Origin of the sequence: Oculatella sp. LEGE 06141 (assembly GCF_015207605.1) — a bacterium.
Lineage (GTDB): Bacteria > Cyanobacteriota > Cyanobacteriia > Elainellales > Elainellaceae > Oculatella.
Window position 1 is genome coordinate 1 of the sequence record NZ_JADEWO010000092.1, and the last position, 17,781, is coordinate 17,781.

General features: G+C 48.9%; 22 protein-coding genes. 7 read left to right on the forward strand and 15 right to left on the reverse strand.

The window, feature by feature from the left end:
• Nucleotides 1-462 precede the first annotated feature (462 nt).
• The 9 genes from IQ268_RS30110 to IQ268_RS30150 form a co-directional block, all read right to left on the reverse strand.
• Nucleotides 463-1,125, reverse strand: a complete 663-nt coding sequence (locus tag IQ268_RS30110) for a Na(+)/H(+) antiporter subunit B (protein WP_193886845.1) — start codon at nucleotides 1,123-1,125, stop codon at nucleotides 463-465.
• Nucleotides 1,126-1,743: a DUF4040 domain-containing protein gene (locus tag IQ268_RS30115; protein ID WP_193886847.1), complete on the reverse strand. Its 618-nt coding sequence runs from the start codon at nucleotides 1,741-1,743 to the stop codon at nucleotides 1,126-1,128.
• Nucleotides 1,733-2,014, reverse strand: coding sequence for a monovalent cation/H(+) antiporter subunit G (locus IQ268_RS30120; RefSeq protein ID WP_193886849.1), 282 nt, complete (start codon nucleotides 2,012-2,014; stop codon nucleotides 1,733-1,735). The genes IQ268_RS30115 and IQ268_RS30120 overlap by 11 nt, the downstream gene beginning before the upstream one ends.
• Nucleotides 2,011-2,262, reverse strand: coding sequence for a hypothetical protein (locus tag IQ268_RS30125; protein WP_193886851.1), 252 nt, complete (start codon nucleotides 2,260-2,262; stop codon nucleotides 2,011-2,013). Before IQ268_RS30125 ends, IQ268_RS30120 begins: the two co-directional genes overlap by 4 nt.
• The gene (locus tag IQ268_RS30130; protein ID WP_193886853.1) at nucleotides 2,259-2,648 is read right to left on the reverse strand and encodes a Na+/H+ antiporter subunit E; all 390 of its coding nucleotides are present in this window, start codon (nucleotides 2,646-2,648) and stop codon (nucleotides 2,259-2,261) included. Before IQ268_RS30130 ends, IQ268_RS30125 begins: the two co-directional genes overlap by 4 nt.
• A complete protein-coding gene (locus IQ268_RS30135) occupies nucleotides 2,645-4,075 on the reverse strand; it encodes a cation:proton antiporter (RefSeq protein ID WP_193886855.1) in 1,431 nt (476 codons plus the stop codon). Before IQ268_RS30135 ends, IQ268_RS30130 begins: the two co-directional genes overlap by 4 nt.
• On the reverse strand, nucleotides 4,072-4,407 hold the full coding sequence (locus IQ268_RS30140; RefSeq protein ID WP_193886857.1) for a cation:proton antiporter subunit C: 336 nt from the start codon (nucleotides 4,405-4,407) through the stop codon (nucleotides 4,072-4,074). The genes IQ268_RS30135 and IQ268_RS30140 overlap by 4 nt, the downstream gene beginning before the upstream one ends.
• Nucleotides 4,408-4,488: 81 nt before the next feature.
• Nucleotides 4,489-5,874 carry a cation:proton antiporter gene (locus IQ268_RS30145; protein WP_193886886.1) on the reverse strand — a complete coding sequence of 462 codons (1,386 nt, stop codon included), beginning with the start codon at nucleotides 5,872-5,874 and terminating at the stop codon, nucleotides 4,489-4,491.
• A 196-nt stretch (nucleotides 5,875-6,070) separates the two neighbouring features.
• Nucleotides 6,071-7,774, reverse strand: coding sequence for a SulP family inorganic anion transporter (locus tag IQ268_RS30150; RefSeq protein ID WP_193886859.1), 1,704 nt, complete (start codon nucleotides 7,772-7,774; stop codon nucleotides 6,071-6,073).
• A 363-nt stretch (nucleotides 7,775-8,137) separates the two neighbouring features.
• Here IQ268_RS30150 and IQ268_RS30155 point away from each other — a divergent pair, with 363 nt between their 5' ends.
• The 3 genes from IQ268_RS30155 to IQ268_RS30165 all read left to right on the forward strand — a co-directional run bounded on the left by IQ268_RS30155 (nucleotide 8,138) and on the right by IQ268_RS30165 (nucleotide 9,748).
• The gene (locus IQ268_RS30155) at nucleotides 8,138-8,587 is read left to right on the forward strand and encodes a GNAT family N-acetyltransferase (RefSeq protein ID WP_193886861.1); all 450 of its coding nucleotides are present in this window, start codon (nucleotides 8,138-8,140) and stop codon (nucleotides 8,585-8,587) included.
• A 25-nt stretch (nucleotides 8,588-8,612) separates the two neighbouring features.
• A complete protein-coding gene (locus IQ268_RS30160; RefSeq protein WP_193886863.1) occupies nucleotides 8,613-9,290 on the forward strand; it encodes an HAD-IA family hydrolase in 678 nt (225 codons plus the stop codon).
• 89 nt (nucleotides 9,291-9,379) lie between these two features.
• A complete protein-coding gene (locus IQ268_RS30165) occupies nucleotides 9,380-9,748 on the forward strand; it encodes a DUF4870 domain-containing protein (RefSeq protein ID WP_193886865.1) in 369 nt (122 codons plus the stop codon).
• A 25-nt stretch (nucleotides 9,749-9,773) separates the two neighbouring features.
• Here the strand turns inward: IQ268_RS30165 and IQ268_RS30170 are convergent, their stop codons facing one another.
• The 4 genes from IQ268_RS30170 to IQ268_RS30185 form a co-directional block, all read right to left on the reverse strand.
• Entirely contained in the window at nucleotides 9,774-10,061 is a 288-nt protein-coding gene (locus tag IQ268_RS30170) for a Mo-dependent nitrogenase C-terminal domain-containing protein (RefSeq protein WP_193886867.1), read from the reverse strand.
• A gap of 289 nt (nucleotides 10,062-10,350) precedes the next feature.
• Nucleotides 10,351-10,827, reverse strand: a complete 477-nt coding sequence (ybaK, locus tag IQ268_RS30175) for a Cys-tRNA(Pro) deacylase (protein WP_193886869.1) — start codon at nucleotides 10,825-10,827, stop codon at nucleotides 10,351-10,353.
• 23 nt (nucleotides 10,828-10,850) lie between these two features.
• Nucleotides 10,851-11,270, reverse strand: a complete 420-nt coding sequence (locus tag IQ268_RS30180; protein WP_193886872.1) for a VOC family protein — start codon at nucleotides 11,268-11,270, stop codon at nucleotides 10,851-10,853.
• 44 nt (nucleotides 11,271-11,314) lie between these two features.
• Nucleotides 11,315-12,340, reverse strand: a complete 1,026-nt coding sequence (locus IQ268_RS30185) for an isopenicillin N synthase family oxygenase (protein ID WP_193886874.1) — start codon at nucleotides 12,338-12,340, stop codon at nucleotides 11,315-11,317.
• Between the two features lie 228 nt (nucleotides 12,341-12,568).
• Between IQ268_RS30185 and IQ268_RS30190 the strand changes: the two genes are divergently transcribed.
• From IQ268_RS30190 to IQ268_RS30205, 4 genes are all read left to right on the forward strand, one after another.
• Nucleotides 12,569-12,718, forward strand: a complete 150-nt coding sequence (locus IQ268_RS30190) for a hypothetical protein (protein ID WP_193886876.1) — start codon at nucleotides 12,569-12,571, stop codon at nucleotides 12,716-12,718.
• A 95-nt stretch (nucleotides 12,719-12,813) separates the two neighbouring features.
• On the forward strand, nucleotides 12,814-13,746 hold the full coding sequence (locus IQ268_RS30195; RefSeq protein ID WP_339383746.1) for an aliphatic sulfonate ABC transporter substrate-binding protein: 933 nt from the start codon (nucleotides 12,814-12,816) through the stop codon (nucleotides 13,744-13,746).
• A gap of 26 nt (nucleotides 13,747-13,772) precedes the next feature.
• A complete protein-coding gene (locus IQ268_RS30200) occupies nucleotides 13,773-14,636 on the forward strand; it encodes an ABC transporter permease (RefSeq protein ID WP_193886880.1) in 864 nt (287 codons plus the stop codon).
• 230 nt (nucleotides 14,637-14,866) lie between these two features.
• On the forward strand, nucleotides 14,867-15,619 hold the full coding sequence (locus tag IQ268_RS30205; RefSeq protein WP_193886882.1) for an ABC transporter ATP-binding protein: 753 nt from the start codon (nucleotides 14,867-14,869) through the stop codon (nucleotides 15,617-15,619).
• Between the two features lie 579 nt (nucleotides 15,620-16,198).
• Here IQ268_RS30205 and IQ268_RS30210 read toward each other — a convergent pair.
• Together IQ268_RS30210 and IQ268_RS30215 are read right to left on the reverse strand one after the other, a co-directional pair.
• The gene (locus tag IQ268_RS30210) at nucleotides 16,199-16,933 is read right to left on the reverse strand and encodes a phosphatase PAP2 family protein (RefSeq protein ID WP_193886884.1); all 735 of its coding nucleotides are present in this window, start codon (nucleotides 16,931-16,933) and stop codon (nucleotides 16,199-16,201) included.
• Nucleotides 16,934-17,079: 146 nt separating this feature from the next.
• Nucleotides 17,080-17,577: a hypothetical protein gene (locus IQ268_RS30215; protein ID WP_228035858.1), complete on the reverse strand. Its 498-nt coding sequence runs from the start codon at nucleotides 17,575-17,577 to the stop codon at nucleotides 17,080-17,082.
• Nucleotides 17,578-17,781 lie beyond the last annotated feature (204 nt).

Consider the following 17,781-nt stretch of genomic DNA (forward strand, 5'->3'; position numbering starts at 1 on the left):
TGACAACCTTGCGATCTCAAAATCGCCCAGTGTTAGATTACTTGGTTGAGGCATGTCGGGCTGCTCGCCAGGGAGAACCTGTTCCATCCTTGCTGCCTACTGATACCCCCACCCCGTGAACGATTACACCTTACCTATCAGATCACCACAAGTGATGACTTAACCATTGAATGTGGTCTTCTCTAAGCTGGCGCTTATTCTCAAGCATGAAATCATGGTTGGATGACGTTCTTCCAGTGTGGCAACCCTAAGAGGGTGTCTGAAAATGGCTCAACATTCTAAATCAGCCCCCTAAATCCCCTAAAATTGGGGGACTTTGAAACAGAATTGATTCGGAAGTCCCCGTTCGGCTGAGCGCTCACGTCGAAGCTAGAATTGGGGGATTAGGGGGCGGTTCGAGTTGGAGCTTAACACTTTTAAGACATCCTCTAACCATTCAAACTAAACTATTCTCCCAGGCAATTACAATAACCCTCGATAGCGAATGAATAGCAAAATCACCGCCCAGGAACCCAGCGCAACTTTGATGGCAACTAAGATATTGAGCAGAGGAACAACTCCACCGCTGAACAGCGTACCCAACTCGCCATGGGGTAATTCAATGCCAAGCAGCGTGATGGCTGCCAGCACAATGAAAACCAACACTGAAATTTTCTCCCAGGTTGCAGCCTGCCAGCGTTGATAAATCGACTCCATCCACTGTGAGGATGAGGTAATCGCCACCAGGCCGATCGCCGTTCCACCGGCTACTCCGGCTGCAAACCCACCTCCCGGACTGAGGTGCCCCCGGATGGCCAGTTCAACACCGACAATCGCGGCAATGGTTGCTCCCAACCTTGCCAGCACAACCGAGGGCTGATCGGTAAATTGATAGATAGTGCAGAATGGTTGCTCGTTTGCTAGCAGAAAGTGGGCACCCTGGATGGCGATCGTAAAAACGATCACTTCAAAAATGGTGTCATACAGCCGATTCCTAAAAATGATGCCTGACACTGCATTGGGAACTCCACTGTTTTGCACAATGACTTCAACGATCGAGAGATCGGGGACATCGACTGCCAGATTGGGCATGACCAGAAATTTGATGTACAAGGCAATTCCTGCTGCGATGTAGAGCCATTTCATTTAGTGCTTCTCCGCTGAATCCAGTGCAGTAATGTAGTCCAGGCTAGTCATAGGGGCTAACGGTTCAGTTTGCAGAATCTTGTAAAGGCGGTGAATTCGGGTGGTGGTGTGATAAGGTTGCGAATTAGACTGAGGGATAGAGGCTTCGTCCTGTGGCGATCGCTGGATACATGTTGCATGGATTTCCTTTGCCATCAATGCCTGATGTAAAGACTGTGGATCTGGATAGGGAATCAGTTCAAGCCGCAAATGGTATTGGCTGACAATAGTTCGGAGATCAGCAACGAGGTCGGCAAAGGAGCGTTGGCTTACCTGAGCATCATTCAGAGCAAGTTCTAGTTTCTGTTCTGCTTCCAATAAACTGTCCTTCAGCACACCGAGCCGCATCACCAGTGATGAACGCACCGCTACCGCATATAGCGTAATCGCCAGCATGGTTCCTACCAGTGCCTCGGTTAGAGCCACATCTGCGGCTCCCAGAACCGCATACACCAATGCTGACACCGCTCCTAAAATGCCGCGAATCACCAGAGCATGGTAAGGATTAACCTGAACCGTGAGGATTAATGCCGCTAACGGTAATAACGCAACGATGACATAGATGTAGCTATCGTCCATTGTCGTCTCCGCTGCTAGAGCAATACGCCAGTACATATCCCAGCACCGTATTCCAGATTGCCAGAGAAATAAGAGCAAGAACGAGCAATGACCACTCGCTGGGAATTTTCAGGAGTAGGCCAAAGATGATACTCATTGAGCCAAGGGTATCTGCTACCGAAAGACTGTGCAGCTTAAACAGTACCGATCGCTTGCCCAATAAAGGCAACGTTCCCCAAAACCAGAAGACAATTCCCACTCCAATACAGACATAGCTGAGAACATCAATCATAACTCTCCCATCCGTTTGATAATGTGTGCCAGCAACATCAACCCGGCATTTCCCACACTGAGGATAATGACCCCAACCACCCCAATCATCCAGTCATCGCGCAGAACGGAGACAACCAGAATCATCACAGAGGTTTTGGTCGCAATACTGGCAAATGCCAGCATCTTCTGCCAGATGTCATCATCCTGCCAGGCTTCGTAGATGGGAATCAGCAACGCCAAGATCATGATGATCAAAACCAGATTCATCTCTTCTTCCTCCGTCTCACCCGATGAACTTCGTACCAGCCTTCTTCGTGGTATTTCAAAACAATAGTCTTGGGTGTAAACGTGATTAGAAAAATGTCTAGAAAGATCAGTCCGGGCGATCGCCTCTGTTTGACTCGTTCCATCGTTACATCTTCCTGTGAATGGGGACGGAAGATAATTTCAAATGCCTCCAGATACGCCTGGGGAATTGCCACAATAACTTCCCACAGCACCCGCAACCAGTCTTTTAACGCACCTGGATTCGTATAGCTGCGCGGCAACAGAAGCGCAACACAAACGCCAATGATGATATTTGCCACACTCAAATTAGCGGTTAGCAAAAACCAGATCACCAATCGTAGGAGTAAATTGAGAAATCCAATCACGCCAGCACCATCCAAAAGAGTAGGATCAACATTAAACTCATCACCCCGATTAAATGCTCAAATTGCTCTAGTACACGCGGCAGTTTGATAGCAAATCGTTGCAGCAAGTAATGGATTAGCCAACCTGCACCGATGATGGCAATCGCTTTCGTGATATTGCTCAGAGTGTATGCCTCGTAATACACCGCGTTTGCGACCAAAAGTCCTCCAATTAACAGAACCATTGCGACCCAGAAACCGGGCTGAAGGTTTTTGTGTTGCTCTTGGTTTTGATGCGGCAGGACGATAAATTTGGCATATACGATCGCAGTTCCTACGGCTGCAACATTCATGGCGTTAGCTTGCCAGAGCGTTAGATTATTTAACGTCAACATCTTTGCCGCAAAGCCTGAGAACAGGGGAAAACCCGAAATTGAGAGGCTAGCTCCAACCAGGACGATCCAGATGGCAGAATGGATCGGCTGTTGCTGCAACGCCTTGATATTGCGGCTCGGTAACGATCCCATAATCAGAAATAGCGCTGCTTTGACCAGCCCATGCGTGAGGGCATAGAAGCCGCCCACGGTCGGTGCAACCAGAATCCAGCCTAATTGCGACATTGTGCTTGATGCCAGGATGCGCTTACTGTCTGTTTCAAAGACTGCGTAGGTTACACCCAAAAATGCAGTTCCAATTCCAAAGATGCGAATGATCGGTTCAATCTCCTCTACCAGCAGAGCGCAACGCACCAGGGGAAACACTCCGGCTTTGACCACAACCCCCGACAGCAAAGCAGATACAGGTGTCTCTGATTCAGAATGGGTTAACGGTAGCCACAATCCCGATACAAAAATGCCGCCTTTGGTCAACAACCCCAGCACAATCAGGGCGATCGCCTCTGGAGGGGCTGCCCGCAAGCCCGCAAAGGCAAATGAATGATGCACCTGATAAACCAGCGCTACACCCACCAAATAAAACAGCATTGCAACGTTGCTGGTAAAGAGATAGCGAAGCCCCACCCAGATCGAACGATCGGTTCGGGGATAGGCAATTAACAGAAACGCAGCAATCCCAATGACCTCCAACGCCACATACAGGCTGATAAAATCTGCACAGATAAATACAGCGTTAACACTGCCATGCAAAATCAGAGTCTGCATGTAAAAAAAAGCAGTTTTACCACTGCGCCAGCAGTAGAGAATCACGGCGGCTGTAACTAGCCCATTGGTCAGGATAAAGAAACCGCTTAATTGATCGATCAACAGGGTAACGCTAAAGCTATCCAACAATTGCAGGGTTAGCGGTGGTTTTGCAAATAGCAGCAGCGCATAGCTAGTGGATGCGATCGCCACCCCTAACGAGAGGTAGCGATCGAGCCGGGGAAACAAATAGCTGATGAATCCCAGAAAAAACGGTAGGGTAATCCAGGCAATCGTCAGTGTACTCATGGTGTGTTATTCTGCTCGATCTCGCTAGTTTCCAGGGTCGGATTGTCGTGTGCCAGCTTCATGACGCCGACTAGCATGAGTGCCTGAATCGAAAAACCGATGACGATCGCCGTCAAGATCACCGCTTGAGGAACTGGATCGGCGTAATTCCCATTCTGGTTATTTGCCAGAATGGGTGTAACCAGGCCACCTCGTGATGCGATTAGCACATAGTAGGCAATGACCCCTGTACTCATTACATCCATCGAGATGATCTTCATCATCAGATTTCTTTTCAGGATGATGCCGAAAAATCCGCATAATACGGTTGCAAATACGCAAGCTTCTAACACAGTACCTTTCCCTAACAACATCGAGCAGATGCACCAATCAATCCGTACAACAAACTGTAATCGCGATCGCCCCGTTGAACCTTATGATAAGGTTTGAGTGTCCCTCTCCAGGGTGACAGGCTCTACCACCGATGGCGCTTCTAACGATTGACCAAACGCCAGCCGTAAAAATGGAGGCGCTAGAAATGTGGTCAAAATAACCATGGTGATAATTGCCGCCTCCAGCGGTTTGCCCAATACCCCACTTGCAGAACCAATACCAGCGAACACCAGTCCTACTTCGCCTCGTGGAATCATCCCCACCCCGATCGCCAAACGATTGATATTGGACTGACCAAACACTGACCATCCTGTGACAACCTTGCCAACAATAGCCACGACAATTAAGAAGGCTGCAATGGCTAAACCTTCTCGGTTCTCAGCAACCGCCGGATTAAGAACCCCTAAATTAGCCTTTGCGCCAACCGTGACAAAGAAAATGGGCACCAAAATATCCGCAATCGGAATAATTTGCTGATCGAGTTCTTTACGGCGATCGGTTTCATCGAGAACTAAGCCTGCTGCAAATGCGCCCAAAATGGCTTCCAGGTGAATGGCATTGGCCAGAAATGCCATCAGAAAAGCAAAGATCAAGGCTGGAATCACCAATTTGCCGCGAGTTTGTAGCGTGTCCACGATCGCCACAAATGCCTGATTGAAGAACTTACCCAATAGGATTGCACCTAACAGAAAAGCAGTGGCACTGATGATCAGATAAATCACATTCATCACATCCACTTCGCCCGTCTTGGCAAGACTAGCAACCACGGCCAGCACAATGATGCCCAAGACATCATCAATCACCGCAGCACCGACAATAATCTGCCCTTCCCGCGACTTGAGTTGCCCTAATTCCGACAGCACTTTTGAAGTAATGCCAATACTGGTTGCGGTCAATGCGGCTCCAGCAAAGATGGCAGGAATCGTAGGCACATGGAATAATGTCATTAGCCCAACCGTACCAGCGGCAAAGGGAGCTGCCACCCCAACACAGGCAACGATCGCTGCCTGGTAGCCCACCTTTTGCAGTTCGCGCAGATCAGATTCCAGGCCAATTTCAAACAGCAGAATGATCACACCCAATTCTGCCAGCAGCGAGATAATGTCGCTTTGGGACTCGAAAACCTCTGTCACCGCTTCAGGTGATAAACCGCCTATCCATTGCAGAATTGGCATCAGCAAAGAATCGGTTGCCTGTGCGCCACTTTCAGGAAACACCAGAAAATGCAGTGCCGAAGCGCCTACCAATACCCCACCCAACAATTCACCCAAAACAGGTGGAAAATCCAGGGCTTTGGAGACTTCTCCCCCTAACTTACTTGCCAGATAAACAATCACCAAACTTAGCAACACACCCGATAGAACCATTGGGGCATTTTCAGCCGAGGCCATTGCCAAAAGTGGAGAAAGTGGAGAGAAATGACCCATCCCAAATCCCCCCGGTGTAATCCAATCTGCCCCAAAAGGCACATTTAATTCAAGCCAAATCATGTGTGATACCTCTCGGTATGGTTTTTAGTTCCATCAAGCTACAGAAAAAAGAGAGGAGAGCAAAGAGCGGTTAGTCCTGGGTTGACTCCCTGAAACCCATTGCTCCATATTCACCCACTCGCTCCCCCGCTCACTAAGCTTGTATAGTCGATGACCAATCAATATCCGATTCAGGAATCTGTCCAGGTGAGTTGACACCTGCTCGTATCACGGCCTCTCTTAATGCCTCCGTTCGATCGGCAAACAAATTGTGAGATGGAATGATCTCGAAGATACCCAGCTTTTCCAAACGACGCTTGACTGTACCATCGGCACCCACCAGATACACTTGCCGTCCCTTATCCAGTGCATCGCGAATTGCGTTTTCAATTTCTAGAGAAGCCGTCACTCCCATGTGGGGTACATCACTCAAATCCATCACAATGGCATCGCAGTCTTTGACGGCATTATGCTGACGTGCGATCGCCTTTGATACGCCAAAGATCATCGGCCCACTCAGGTAGAACAGCAAAACTCGTCCCTGCGCCTGATCGAGCAATTGCTTCTCTCCTGCATTCAGGACAACGGTATCATCCGTATCGCTGATCACCTTCACCTCTCTAGCCCGTATTTCACTTAACCGCTCGATAGTGAGGATATTGGCAATGAAAACTCCCACTCCTACTGCCACAACCAGATCCACAAACACCGTGAGAAACAGCACTCCGTACATAATTGCCGAGCCTTTCCACGATACTTTGTGCGATCGCTTCAAAAAACTCCAGTCCAGAATATCAAGACCCACTTTGAGCGCAATTCCGGCCAGCACCGCCATTGGAATGCTGCTCGTTAGTCCAGCCGCCCACAGCACCACAATCAGGAGAATACCCGCACGAGTCAGACCAGATAATGCCGTCTTTGCACCCGTTTGAATATTGACCACCGTTCCCATCGTTGCCCCTGCACCGGGCAAACCACCGCACAGACCCGACATTACGTTACCAATGCCCTGACCGATCAGTTCTTTATTGGAGTTATGTTCCGTCCGCGTCAAGCTATCGGCAATCACAGCAGTGAGTAGGGTATCGATGCAGCCCAACATCCCCAACATTGCCCCATCTACCAGCATCGCCGTGATCTGACCCGGCGTGAAAGTAGGAATTTGCAGGGTAGGAAGCCCCATCGGAATTTCACCAATTCGGGGAATATCGGCATTGGGAAAGAACACCAGCGAAACCACCGTACCCACCACCAGCGCCGCCAACTGAGGAGGTACAATCCGCTTCAGCTTACGAGGCATCAAGAAAATGATCGCCAGGGTTATTGCACCCAAAATCGCCGCCGCCGGATTAATCGTGACCAGCAGGTTGGGTAAATTTGTCAGAGTTCCTAGCACACCACCCTTGGGGGCTTGCTGTCCTAAAAATGGAGCAATTTGCAAAATCACCAGAATGATCCCAATTCCAGACATAAAGCCGGAAATGACGCTGTAGGGCATCAGGGTAATGTACTTGCCCAACCGAAACACGCCAAACAGAATTTGGAAGAGACCGGCCAGCATCACAACCGTGAATGCCATCGCCAACCCATTCTCTGGATTGCTTGCCGTTAGTGAGGCAACGATCGCCGTCATCACGACCGTCATAGGGCCTGTTGGCTCTGAAATTAGAGTCGGCGTACCGCCAAACAAGGCGGCAAAAAAGCCAACGCAGACTGCACCATATAAACCTGAAACCGGGCCTGCGCCCGATGCGGCACCGAATGCCAGTGCCAGGGGTAACGAAACGATCGCAGTTGTCAGCCCACCAAACAGATCGCCTTTCAGGTTCCTGAAATTGATACGGTTTGTTAATTGCATAACAATTCAATGGTTTGAAGATGAATGATGCTGTCCATCGAGCTAAATCTATGGATAAGCAAAGTACAATCGACTTATATCTATATAAAACTTACCATTGAACTGACTCTATGCAAGAAATTTATGGTCTGATTTTTTTGATACTTACTCAAGGTGTTGCTTATACAACGCCGTGAAAGACGCTTTCAAGGTTCTTTAGCCGATAGTTAACCAAGGGTTGCCCCAATCTCCGTTCACAAGGATGGGGGTCGTTCTCTAAATCAACGAATAACTGCTGACTCTACTCCGTCGGTGTTTCAAGGCAACTGAGTTAACCTATGGTAAGAACAGCCTAAACCGTGCCAGTACGATGAGTGAGCGGCCATGAAGCTACACCTCCAACCTGCAACCCGTGCCGATTTGCCTCTTTTGAGCCAACTCTATGCCGAGATGGATGGGCAGCCGCCGCTTGATGAGGCCACGCTTCATGCTGTTTTTAGTGCGATCGAAGCCATTCCTCACTATCAAATCTATCTTGTTTATCTGGCCGATCAGTTGGTTGGCACGTTTAGCTTGTTGATGGCTCCAACCATGATGCATCGGGGTATGCATCAGTTTGCTGTGTTAGATGCGGTAACCGTTAGCCCATCGTATCGAAATCAGGGCATCGGCAAAGCTATGCTTCAGGAAGCATTACAGTTGAGTCAGGCGGCGGGATGTTACAAAATGATGTTGTCTTCCAATGTGAAGCGCGATCGCGCCCATGCGTTTTATGAATCGCTTGGGTTTGAGCAACATGGCTGGAGTTTTCATCTGGTTCTACCAGCTAAGTAGTTAAACGGGATGGTGTTGCAGACGTATGGTAAGCCTTAGACGAGTGACCCATTTAATCTATGACCTGGATGGGCTGTTGCTCGACACAGAACCGATTCACGCAACGGTCAATCAAACCCTGGCAGCACGGTTTGGTAAAACCTTTGATTTTACTATTCATGCCAAAATCATTGGCCGCACAGCAGAAGATTCAGCTCAACTGATTATTGACTTACTGGAACTGCCGTTGACCGTTTCAGAGTATTTGACACAGCGGGATGCCATTATTTTTGATCTCTACCCCTCCTCCTGTCCTATGCCGGGAGCGGTTGAGCTAACCCAACACTTTTATCGCTACCGGGTGCCACAGGCAATCGCCACCAGTTCTGCCCACATCCGGTTCAGCAGCAAAACCACCCATCATCAAGACTGGCTGCAACTGTTTCAATGCATTGTTATGGGAGACGATCCGGCTATTCAGAACGGCAAACCCTCGCCAGACATTTTTTGGGTCACTGCCGAACGCCTGGGAACTCGTCCAGATCAATGCCTCGTATTTGAAGATTCCATCGCAGGGGTTAGTGCCGCTAAGCAAGCAGGCATGTCGGTAGTGGCGGTTCCAGCTCCCAATATGAGCAGAACCTTATTTCAAGAAGCCGACCAAATTCTGGAGTCACTGACCGAGTTTGAACCAGAACAATGGCACTTACCGGCGTTGCGCTAACGATTAATACAATTGTGGTCTAATTGGTGGTGAAATCTGAAGGATGAAGTACCATCGGAAGTCACAGCACTAGCAGTGAGGTCAGTCGGATGAACGATCTGTCGCAGAGGAACCTGCTTTCAGCCGCAAGTCATGGCGCTATATTTCTCAGCTCTACAATTGTGGCGATCGCCATTCCCATTGCTATTTTGCTGACCTCCAACGATCCGGTTGTGAAAGATAACGCGAAAGAATCTCTCAACTTTCACATCAATCTCTATATTTACGCCAGTCTGATCTTCCTTGTGATGGTCATGTCGTTTGTCAATCCGTTGCTGTTGCAGTTTGTGAGGATCGGGGTTCCGCTACTGGTTCTGTTGGGGATCGCTAGCGTTGTCATGCCCATCATTGCCATCGTCAACGTTCTCAACAAACCTGAAAGACCCTACCGCTATCCGTTTCTGTTCCGGCTGCTGTAGCTCATTGCCCACATTACAAAGGCAATCAGCAATAGCTGGTTACATCTTCGCCACACTCATCTGCCAGGTAAGATAATGCTCGAAAGCGCAGACCCACGGTTTCTTCATACAACGGGTTTAATTTGCACAACGGTGGGATATGAAATAAAACCCGATTGAAAAACTTGATATCTCGTTCAAACGGGCAGGCGGCAGGAATCACCTTACAAACTAATCGTGCCATTTGAGGATTGCGAACGTCAATGGCATCGAGCCGATCGCGCAACGGCTTCAAACAATCTGCTTTGGATACTGTACAAGTCGTGGTTAGCATAGTCCTCTCCACATACTGTGACTAAAATCACATCATTTCCTGAGGTTCGAGCCTGGTTTATACTCAGCTTATGTTAATGACCCACACGATGCCTCACCGTAGCGATTCACCTTATCAGGTGATTCTTTGAAAGCGATCGTCATCCTACAGCATTAGAGGCGATAGAACGTAGCTGCACTGGCTGAAACCTCTCCTTTCATTGTGGATCTACACCCTATCGATTGGCATTTCCGGAAGGATGAAATGATTCAGCCAAAAGTAGTAAAGTCAATTGTCAAATTTGATACAGTTACGTCTTGTCCTGAGTAATCATTCCGACAGTAGCGTTTACCGCCCGAAGATAATCGGCAGGTGCCAACACAATTTGCATACCTCGCACCCCCGCAGAAATGGAAATAACATCAAACAGTTCAATGAACTCATCCACATACACTGGATAATCTTTTTTACACGCTAGAGCCGTAACTCCACCGCGAATGTAACCTGTCAACGGTTGCACTTCTTTTAACGGCACAATTTCCATTTTGCGATTGTGAGAAATCTGCGCCAATGCTTTAAGATCCAGTTGGGTATTACCCGGAATGACCGCCAAACCAATTCCAGTGCGATCGCCTCTTGTAACCAGGGTTTTGAACACCTGATCGGGCGGCAGACCAATCTTTTGCGCCACCGACTCAGCCGCCAGATCGTCGGGATCAACTTCGTATTCGCGCAGTTCATAGGAAATGCCTAGCATATCCAGCAGGCGTACCGCGTTGGTCTTCATACCAGTGCTGTCTGGAGTGAGGATTAAGACGCAAAGATAGCGGCATCATCTCGAAATGCCTTAAATTCAAGCGCATTGCCGCTGGGATCTAGCAAAAACATGGTAGCCTGTTCTCCAATTTCACCTTTGAAGCGAACATACGGCGCAATCACAAAGGTAACGTCATGCTGTTTGAGGCGATCGGCCAACTGTTCCCAGTCTGCCATGTCGAGAATGACACCCCAGTGACGCACCGGAACCGCTTTGCCGTCAACGGGATTTGTTTGTACAGGCTGAACCTCCGCTGGGCTAAGGTGAGCGGTGAGTTGATGCCCAAATAAGTTGAAGTCGATCCAGGTGGTTGAGGTTCGGCCAAGGGTGCAACCCAGAACAGTTTGATAAAAGTGTTGAGTCTCTGCTAAATCAATGACTGGAAATGCCAGATGAAACGGTCTAATACTCATAGCATCACAAAATAGCATCACGAAACAAAGGAGTGAGAAAGGAATTAAAGCACGGTTTGGCGTAGTTCTGGAAAAACTTTGGAGACTTTACCCAACACATAGTCGCCATAGGTTCCTTGAACGGCATGAATGTTGGTTTGATCCCATCGATCATTGTCCCCTCGATCAGCGCGATCGCCAATCGTGATGCCTGCAATGGGCTTGACTTCGACGCTGAAATTGGGATCAAAGAAGAACGGAAACGAGAGGCGATCGCGCTGGCTAGTATTTTTAACTCGATGGGGCGTTGAACGATACAATCCACCCGTCATGCGATCGAGCATATCGCCAATGTTGCAGACAAACGACCCCGGAATCGGAGGAGCCTCAATCCAATGCGACTTAGATTTAACTTGCAAGCCGCCGCAGTTGTCCTGTTTCAAAATAGTTAGCAATCCATAATCGGTGTGCTCACCCACCCCCCAACTGGGTTCCGTCTCAGGAAACGGGTTCTGAGGGTAATTGAAAATGCGAAACAAAATGAGCGGATCGGAAGTGTAGCGATCGGCAAAATAGGACGCTTCCAGACCAAGACTCAGGGCAATACCCGTCATCAGATGATGTCCAAGCTGAGTCATTGCTTCCAGATAGGCCAGTACCGTTTCGCGCCAGTCAGGACTACTGGCAGGAAACAAATTGCGTCCGTGCATCGGAACCCCTGCTTTTACCAGCGGGTGATTCTCGCTTAGCTCTGCCCCAAAATAAAGCCCTTCTTTTTGGTCGGGTTTTCCGGAGGTTAGCTCTCCCCCAACCGGAAAATAGCCGCGCCACGCCTTGCCACCTCGCGCCATGCCAATATCCAGCTTGGTTTCCAGATCTTGAGCAAAAAACTGACGGCTAAGCTGTTCCAATCGCTGTTGCAACGCTTCGTCAACCCCATGCCCTACGACGTAGAAAAAGCCAGATTCCTGACAGGCTTGCCGAATTTGCGCGGCTGCCGTTTGGCGATCGCCATTCCCAGTCACCAAAGCCGAAATATCAATTACAGCAATCTGGGAAAACGGGGTGTCTGTCATGAATGGGGCAGTCATAGTTATTCTCCTGATATCTCCTGATATCTCTTGATAGCGTACTACCAACAATGTGCAGCAAGCGGACTAACTGCTAACAACCGCTCAGATCATTGTACCGAGCAGATTGGGTGAAGCATAAGATGCTGGGTCAGGGCGATCGCTTGCACGATTCCAATCAAATATGAGATGATTTGTCCATAAAATACGGTAAGTTGATAGACATACCGTTATTTAGTATTCTGGCTCATGTCTGACGATGTTGAGCCTGTTGCGGCAAGTAAATTCGATCGCCAGGGCATTAGGCGATGGCTCACTCTGATTACACAATCAGAGGCCAATTGGTTATGGCATTTTGACCTGTTTACTATTCATTTAGATGTGGGACGTGTGAAGTGATGAGCAGCATTCAATGGAGGCGTTGGAGCCGTTTTAAATGGCTAAGGCCAAAGCGGTGGTCTGGTTTCTCTTTCCTGTTTTCCGTTGCCTTAGCCGTGGTATTTACAGTAAGCAGTTGCAGTGCCCAAACGGCTGAGGCTCCCAGTTCCATCAAGCTGGATTTTGCGTACTATAATCCGGTCAGCCTGGTGTTACGCGATCAAAAATGGCTGGAAGATGACCTGGCGCAGGATAATGTCAAGGTGGAATGGGTACAAAGCCTGGGAAGCAACAAAGCGCTAGAGTTGCTGAACAGTCGCAGCATTGACTTTGGTTCAACCGCAGGAGCCGCTGCCCTGTTGGGTAAAGCAAACGGCAATCCCATTAAAGCAGTGTATATCTACTCCAAGCCAGAATGGACGGCTCTCGTTACTCGCGATGCCACTATCAACAGGGTAGAAGACTTACGGGGCAAGAAAGTGGCCGCTACACGCGGTACCGATCCTCACATCTTTTTATTGAGAGCGTTAGACCAGGTTGGTTTGTCTGAACAGGACATTGAGTTGGTACAGTTACAGCACCCCGATGGCAAAACCGCTCTAGAACGGGGCGATGTTGACGCATGGGCTGGGCTAGATCCGCATATGGCAACCACAGAACTAGAACAGGGATCTCGGTTATTCTTCCGCAATCCTGATCTAAACACGTATGGATTTCTCAATGTGAGAGAAGCGTTTGCCGAACAGTATCCCGGTTATGTGGAGCGAGTGCTGACCGCCTATGAAAAGGCACGCCAATGGGCGATCGAAAACCCCGATGAACTCAAAACGATTCTGGCTAGAGAAGCGAAGTTAAGCGATGCCGTGGCGGCCAAGCAATTAGAGCGCACCGATTTAACAAGTCCTGTAATTGGCGCAATTCACAAAGAGACGATCGTTGCAGCCGGAGATGTCCTCAAGCGCAGTGGGGTTATTCCTAACACGGTTGAGGTGGAACAGGTTGCCAACGATCTGGTTGATCCGCAATTTGCAGAAAAAATCGCAGGCTGATCCGCAGAACGGTTACCCCAATTCCTATGAGCAACTTCCTCAAGACAAACGGATCAAAATCGGCTGCGATTAGCACAGCCAGTGCAACCCGTCCGTATCGTCCACCCAAGCGGCGAAGAGCGGCTCGACACCAGTGGGCGATCGGACTCATCATTCCCATCACTTTACTGGTTCTCTGGGAGTTGCTTTCACGAGTTGGTGTGTTTCCGCCTAATCTGTTGCCCGCTCCTTCTGCGATCGCCTCAACCCTGTGGTCATTGACGGTGACTGGCGAACTGGTTGAGCACATTGGCATTACAGTTTTTCGAGTATTGCTTGGGTTTCTCATTGGTGCTGGGTTGGCAACTGTTTTTGGGGCACTCACGGGTTACTCGCGGTTTGCTCATCAATTACTCGATCCGCTATTGCAAGCGCTACGAAGCATTCCCTCGTTAGCCTGGGTGCCATTGTTCATTCTGTGGTTAGGCATTTACGAAACGTCCAAAGTGTCGCTCATTGCGGTTGGCGTGTTCTTTCCGGTATATCTCAATTTAATGAGTGGTATTCAAAATGTCGATCGTAAGTTAGTCGAAGTTGGGCAGGTTTATCGTCTGAATCAACTGAAGCTGATTGGGCGAGTCTTTCTCCCTGCTACTTTACCTGCTTATATCGTGGGCTTACGCAGTGGATTGGGGTTGGGATGGATGTTTGTTGTGGCGGCTGAGATCATGGGAGCCAGCAAAGGATTGGGTTTCCTGCTGGTAGACGGACAAACAACAGGACGACCCGATATTATTATTGCCAGCATATTGCTCTTTGCCGTTCTGGGTAAGCTGACGGATGCAGTAGTAGCCTCTGCTGGCAAGCGACTGCTGCGGTGGCAAGATTCCTACAGTTCACACCATCAATGACGCTGTAAATAGGGTTCACCTGAATTCAAGCCAATTGTTTTTAAGCGGATGTTGACAGTCTAATTTGTAGACCAACACCCGTAGGGGCGTAGCATTCGGCAAATAGCCATTGAAAAAGACCCAGAAGTATTGCCCGAATGCTACGCCCTTACAGAAGACCTTTGATACTTTTCACACAGCCTCTTAAGCAGATGTTTTGCTATCACTGACGTGTCCTTCGAGAGAGCCACATGCTTCACATTGAGACTGTTTATAAGCAATTTGACAACGGGTTTGTAGCACTGGAAGATGTCAATCTACAGGTAAACCCGGGAGAGATTGTTAGTTTAGTGGGTACAAGCGGCTGTGGTAAAAGCACTTTGCTCCGTATCATTGCCGGATTGGATAAAGCCACGACGGGCAGCGTTTCAATTCACCATGAAGTCATTAACGCTCCTCATCCTGATGTTGGCATCATTTTTCAGGAACCGCGATTGATGCCGTGGTTAACGGTTCAAGATAACGTCCGTTTTGGTCTGGAACACCTTTCCAGAACCGATAGCGATGCGATTACAGCAGCGACGCTGGCTAAGGTTGGTTTATCCGACTTTGCTCATATGCTGCCCCGCCAACTATCTGGTGGGATGGCACAACGAGTTGCGATCGCCCGTGCCCTGGTCACAAAGCCATCAATTCTTTTGCTAGACGAACCGTTTAGCGCTCTTGATGCGTTTACACGCACTAAACTACAAGATCATTTACTGCATATCTGGGAATACGATCGCCCTACAATGATGCTGGTGACACACGACATTGAAGAAGCCTTGGTGTTAAGCGATCGAATCATTGTTCTGCGTGGCAATCCGGGACGAATTCATCGCACGGTGACGCTGGATCTCCCTCGTCCTCGTAAACGCACCAATACCACACTTCAGCAGTGGAAGGAACGGCTCCTCACTGAACTGGATGTATCAATGGCGGAGCGATCGCTGGCTGAAATTTGATTTAATTCCTGGGTACAATGCATCAGTCATTGGGAGATGCAAAACCATGACGGTTGAAATCGAACATGGCGATCGTTGCTAAAACGCCGCAGAGGTTCTCCGTTACTTAATAGGCATTCACCAGAGCAATCCAGCTCGTTGCTAACTGTTCATTGGCTGCGGAAAAGCAACCAGGTCAATCAACGTCTTCAGATGTAAGAGCCTGACTGTGGCAAAACGTTTCAATTGAAACAGGCTGGATAGTTGGAATCGTAACGCCTGGTAAAACTGAAATCAATGCGCTTAAAATTAGCCAGGTTTTGAATACCCAATTGTCTTCTGAAAGCGTACGGCTCAATAACGTAACTGAGCAGGAGCACCGAAACATCAAGCGAATTGTAAAACCGATGATGGAATTTACAGCAGTTCTCAATCGAGTAAGCTACAGTCTCGCCAAGATGGCTATGGGGTATAGGGTTTGAGGCGTGGTGAATGCAAATGAAAATGGCTGTAAGTCGTTCAATTCGGTGAAACGTTCGTTTCACTATTCAATTCAGCAACACTCTTGCAACGTCAAGCAGGGGCATCTGTACTCGTTGGCTACTGATTGCTCATCCCCGATGGAGTGAGTTGTTTCACCTCGACCGTGTTTGCAGGAAGCAAATTGGGCTTCACCAACAAACTCATCCCAATGGCCCATGCGATCGAAATCAGCCATCCCGCTGCAATGTCACTGGGATAATGCACCCCCAGATAAAGGCGCGTCCAGGCGATCGCGACCACAAACAAACTGCCGCCTGTAACAGCCAACCCACACCAACGGCTACCCCACGTCAGAACCACCAGCGCTGCAACAAACGCCATGCTTGCCATCGCATGACCGCTAGGAAAAGCATAATCGGGTAACGGCGGGTAATCCCACAGTTGGGGGCGCACTCGATGCAATACCGACTTCGCCGAAAGATTGATGATACCGCTACCAAACACGGTCAGCAGCAGATAGATAAGCGATCGCCACCGTCGAGCGCTCAAAAACACGAGTGACAGTCCGACTGTGATGGGAAAAACGCCCCATATGGTTCCGAGCTGACTCAACAGCCTGACAGATGGTTCAAGCTGAGATTGAGCGGTTTGATGAATCGCCAGCAGAATAGGCTCATCCCATAAAATTCCGCCGTCCTGTGCCCAAATTTGCAATGCCAAGATTACGAAAGCTTGCAGAGGCAAGTAGACTCCAATGAGCAGGAGCAGCAGCGATCGCCAGTGAGTGATAAACCACTGCTTTAAGAACCTGCCGAAAAACTGAAACTGACTGCTCCACCTGAACTCAGACATTATACTTAGAAAATCTCGTCATGCGCTTTCAGGAAGAATAGCCATTGCAAACCGGTTCCGTCTTCTGCGATTAGACAGAATTGCTTCAGATATCGTTAATGTAAATGACCAATACTGGCAACAGCAGCCAGGTCATATCAGGCGAGCTATCGTGAAGTCAAATCGATTGAACTGATATCGAGAGAAGCATCTGCTGGAAACAAAAAGGAGACATCCAGGATCTTGAAATAAACAAGTCCTAAAACAAGAACGGTATAGAGCGTCGAAGTCACGATACCCATGACAATATCTTTTTTGAGACTGCGATCGCGGGGTTGCTTTTGAACGACATCGACCACGCCCACTTGCATTAATACAATTCCAATTACATTAGAGAGCCAATAGCCAGCGATTGTACCTGGCAGGAAGAAGTCCGCAGAAACCCAGCTACAGACGTATCCAAAGCAATAAGCGATCGGCAAATTGAACACCAAATCGTTCCACCAGCACAGCGGCGATAGAAGATAGCCCAAACCAATCAAGAAGCCACCTTTCAGTCTTCTCAGCGTGAAGCCGTTGACCGGGTTGGCTCCAGGGTCAGCAGGCGACAGCTCAATTTCACTGGCAGGTTTGGCATCTGTCATTGCATCCTCAAGTTGCGCCATGCTAAATACGGTACTCCGGAATTTACCGTATGCTAGCATCCCTATCCCACTGGGTTTACCTTTTCCAGGCAGAAGGCTCACACCGTCCCGAAGGGCGGTGCTGAGATGAATGCCGCGCCAATCGGAGCGGATGCGGAGATTGGCAATAATCTATCAGACTCAACCGAGATCCTTACATCCGTCTGTACTCTTGTTTATGGTAAA

Coding starts and splice junctions, on each gene's coding strand:
- IQ268_RS30150 (WP_193886859.1), bottom strand. CDS start 7,774: ATGCAATTAACAAACCGTATCAATTTCAGGAACCTGAAAGGCGATCTG.
- IQ268_RS30185 (WP_193886874.1), bottom strand. CDS start 12,340: ATGACTGCCCCATTCATGACAGACACCCCGTTTTCCCAGATTGCTGTA.
- IQ268_RS30160 (WP_193886863.1), top strand. CDS start 8,613: ATGGTAAGCCTTAGACGAGTGACCCATTTAATCTATGACCTGGATGGG.
- IQ268_RS30110 (WP_193886845.1), bottom strand. CDS start 1,125: ATGAAATGGCTCTACATCGCAGCAGGAATTGCCTTGTACATCAAATTT.
- IQ268_RS30170 (WP_193886867.1), bottom strand. CDS start 10,061: ATGCTAACCACGACTTGTACAGTATCCAAAGCAGATTGTTTGAAGCCG.
- IQ268_RS30190 (WP_193886876.1), top strand. CDS start 12,569: ATGTCTGACGATGTTGAGCCTGTTGCGGCAAGTAAATTCGATCGCCAG.
- IQ268_RS30215 (WP_228035858.1), bottom strand. CDS start 17,577: ATGGCGCAACTTGAGGATGCAATGACAGATGCCAAACCTGCCAGTGAA.
- IQ268_RS30125 (WP_193886851.1), bottom strand. CDS start 2,262: ATGAATCTGGTTTTGATCATCATGATCTTGGCGTTGCTGATTCCCATC.
- IQ268_RS30165 (WP_193886865.1), top strand. CDS start 9,380: ATGAACGATCTGTCGCAGAGGAACCTGCTTTCAGCCGCAAGTCATGGC.
- IQ268_RS30180 (WP_193886872.1), bottom strand. CDS start 11,270: ATGAGTATTAGACCGTTTCATCTGGCATTTCCAGTCATTGATTTAGCA.
- IQ268_RS30205 (WP_193886882.1), top strand. CDS start 14,867: ATGCTTCACATTGAGACTGTTTATAAGCAATTTGACAACGGGTTTGTA.
- IQ268_RS30200 (WP_193886880.1), top strand. CDS start 13,773: ATGAGCAACTTCCTCAAGACAAACGGATCAAAATCGGCTGCGATTAGC.
- IQ268_RS30210 (WP_193886884.1), bottom strand. CDS start 16,933: ATGTCTGAGTTCAGGTGGAGCAGTCAGTTTCAGTTTTTCGGCAGGTTC.
- IQ268_RS30135 (WP_193886855.1), bottom strand. CDS start 4,075: ATGAGTACACTGACGATTGCCTGGATTACCCTACCGTTTTTTCTGGGA.
- IQ268_RS30145 (WP_193886886.1), bottom strand. CDS start 5,874: ATGGGTCATTTCTCTCCACTTTCTCCACTTTTGGCAATGGCCTCGGCT.
- ybaK (WP_193886869.1), bottom strand. CDS start 10,827: ATGAAGACCAACGCGGTACGCCTGCTGGATATGCTAGGCATTTCCTAT.
- IQ268_RS30120 (WP_193886849.1), bottom strand. CDS start 2,014: ATGATTGATGTTCTCAGCTATGTCTGTATTGGAGTGGGAATTGTCTTC.
- IQ268_RS30115 (WP_193886847.1), bottom strand. CDS start 1,743: ATGGACGATAGCTACATCTATGTCATCGTTGCGTTATTACCGTTAGCG.
- IQ268_RS30155 (WP_193886861.1), top strand. CDS start 8,138: ATGAAGCTACACCTCCAACCTGCAACCCGTGCCGATTTGCCTCTTTTG.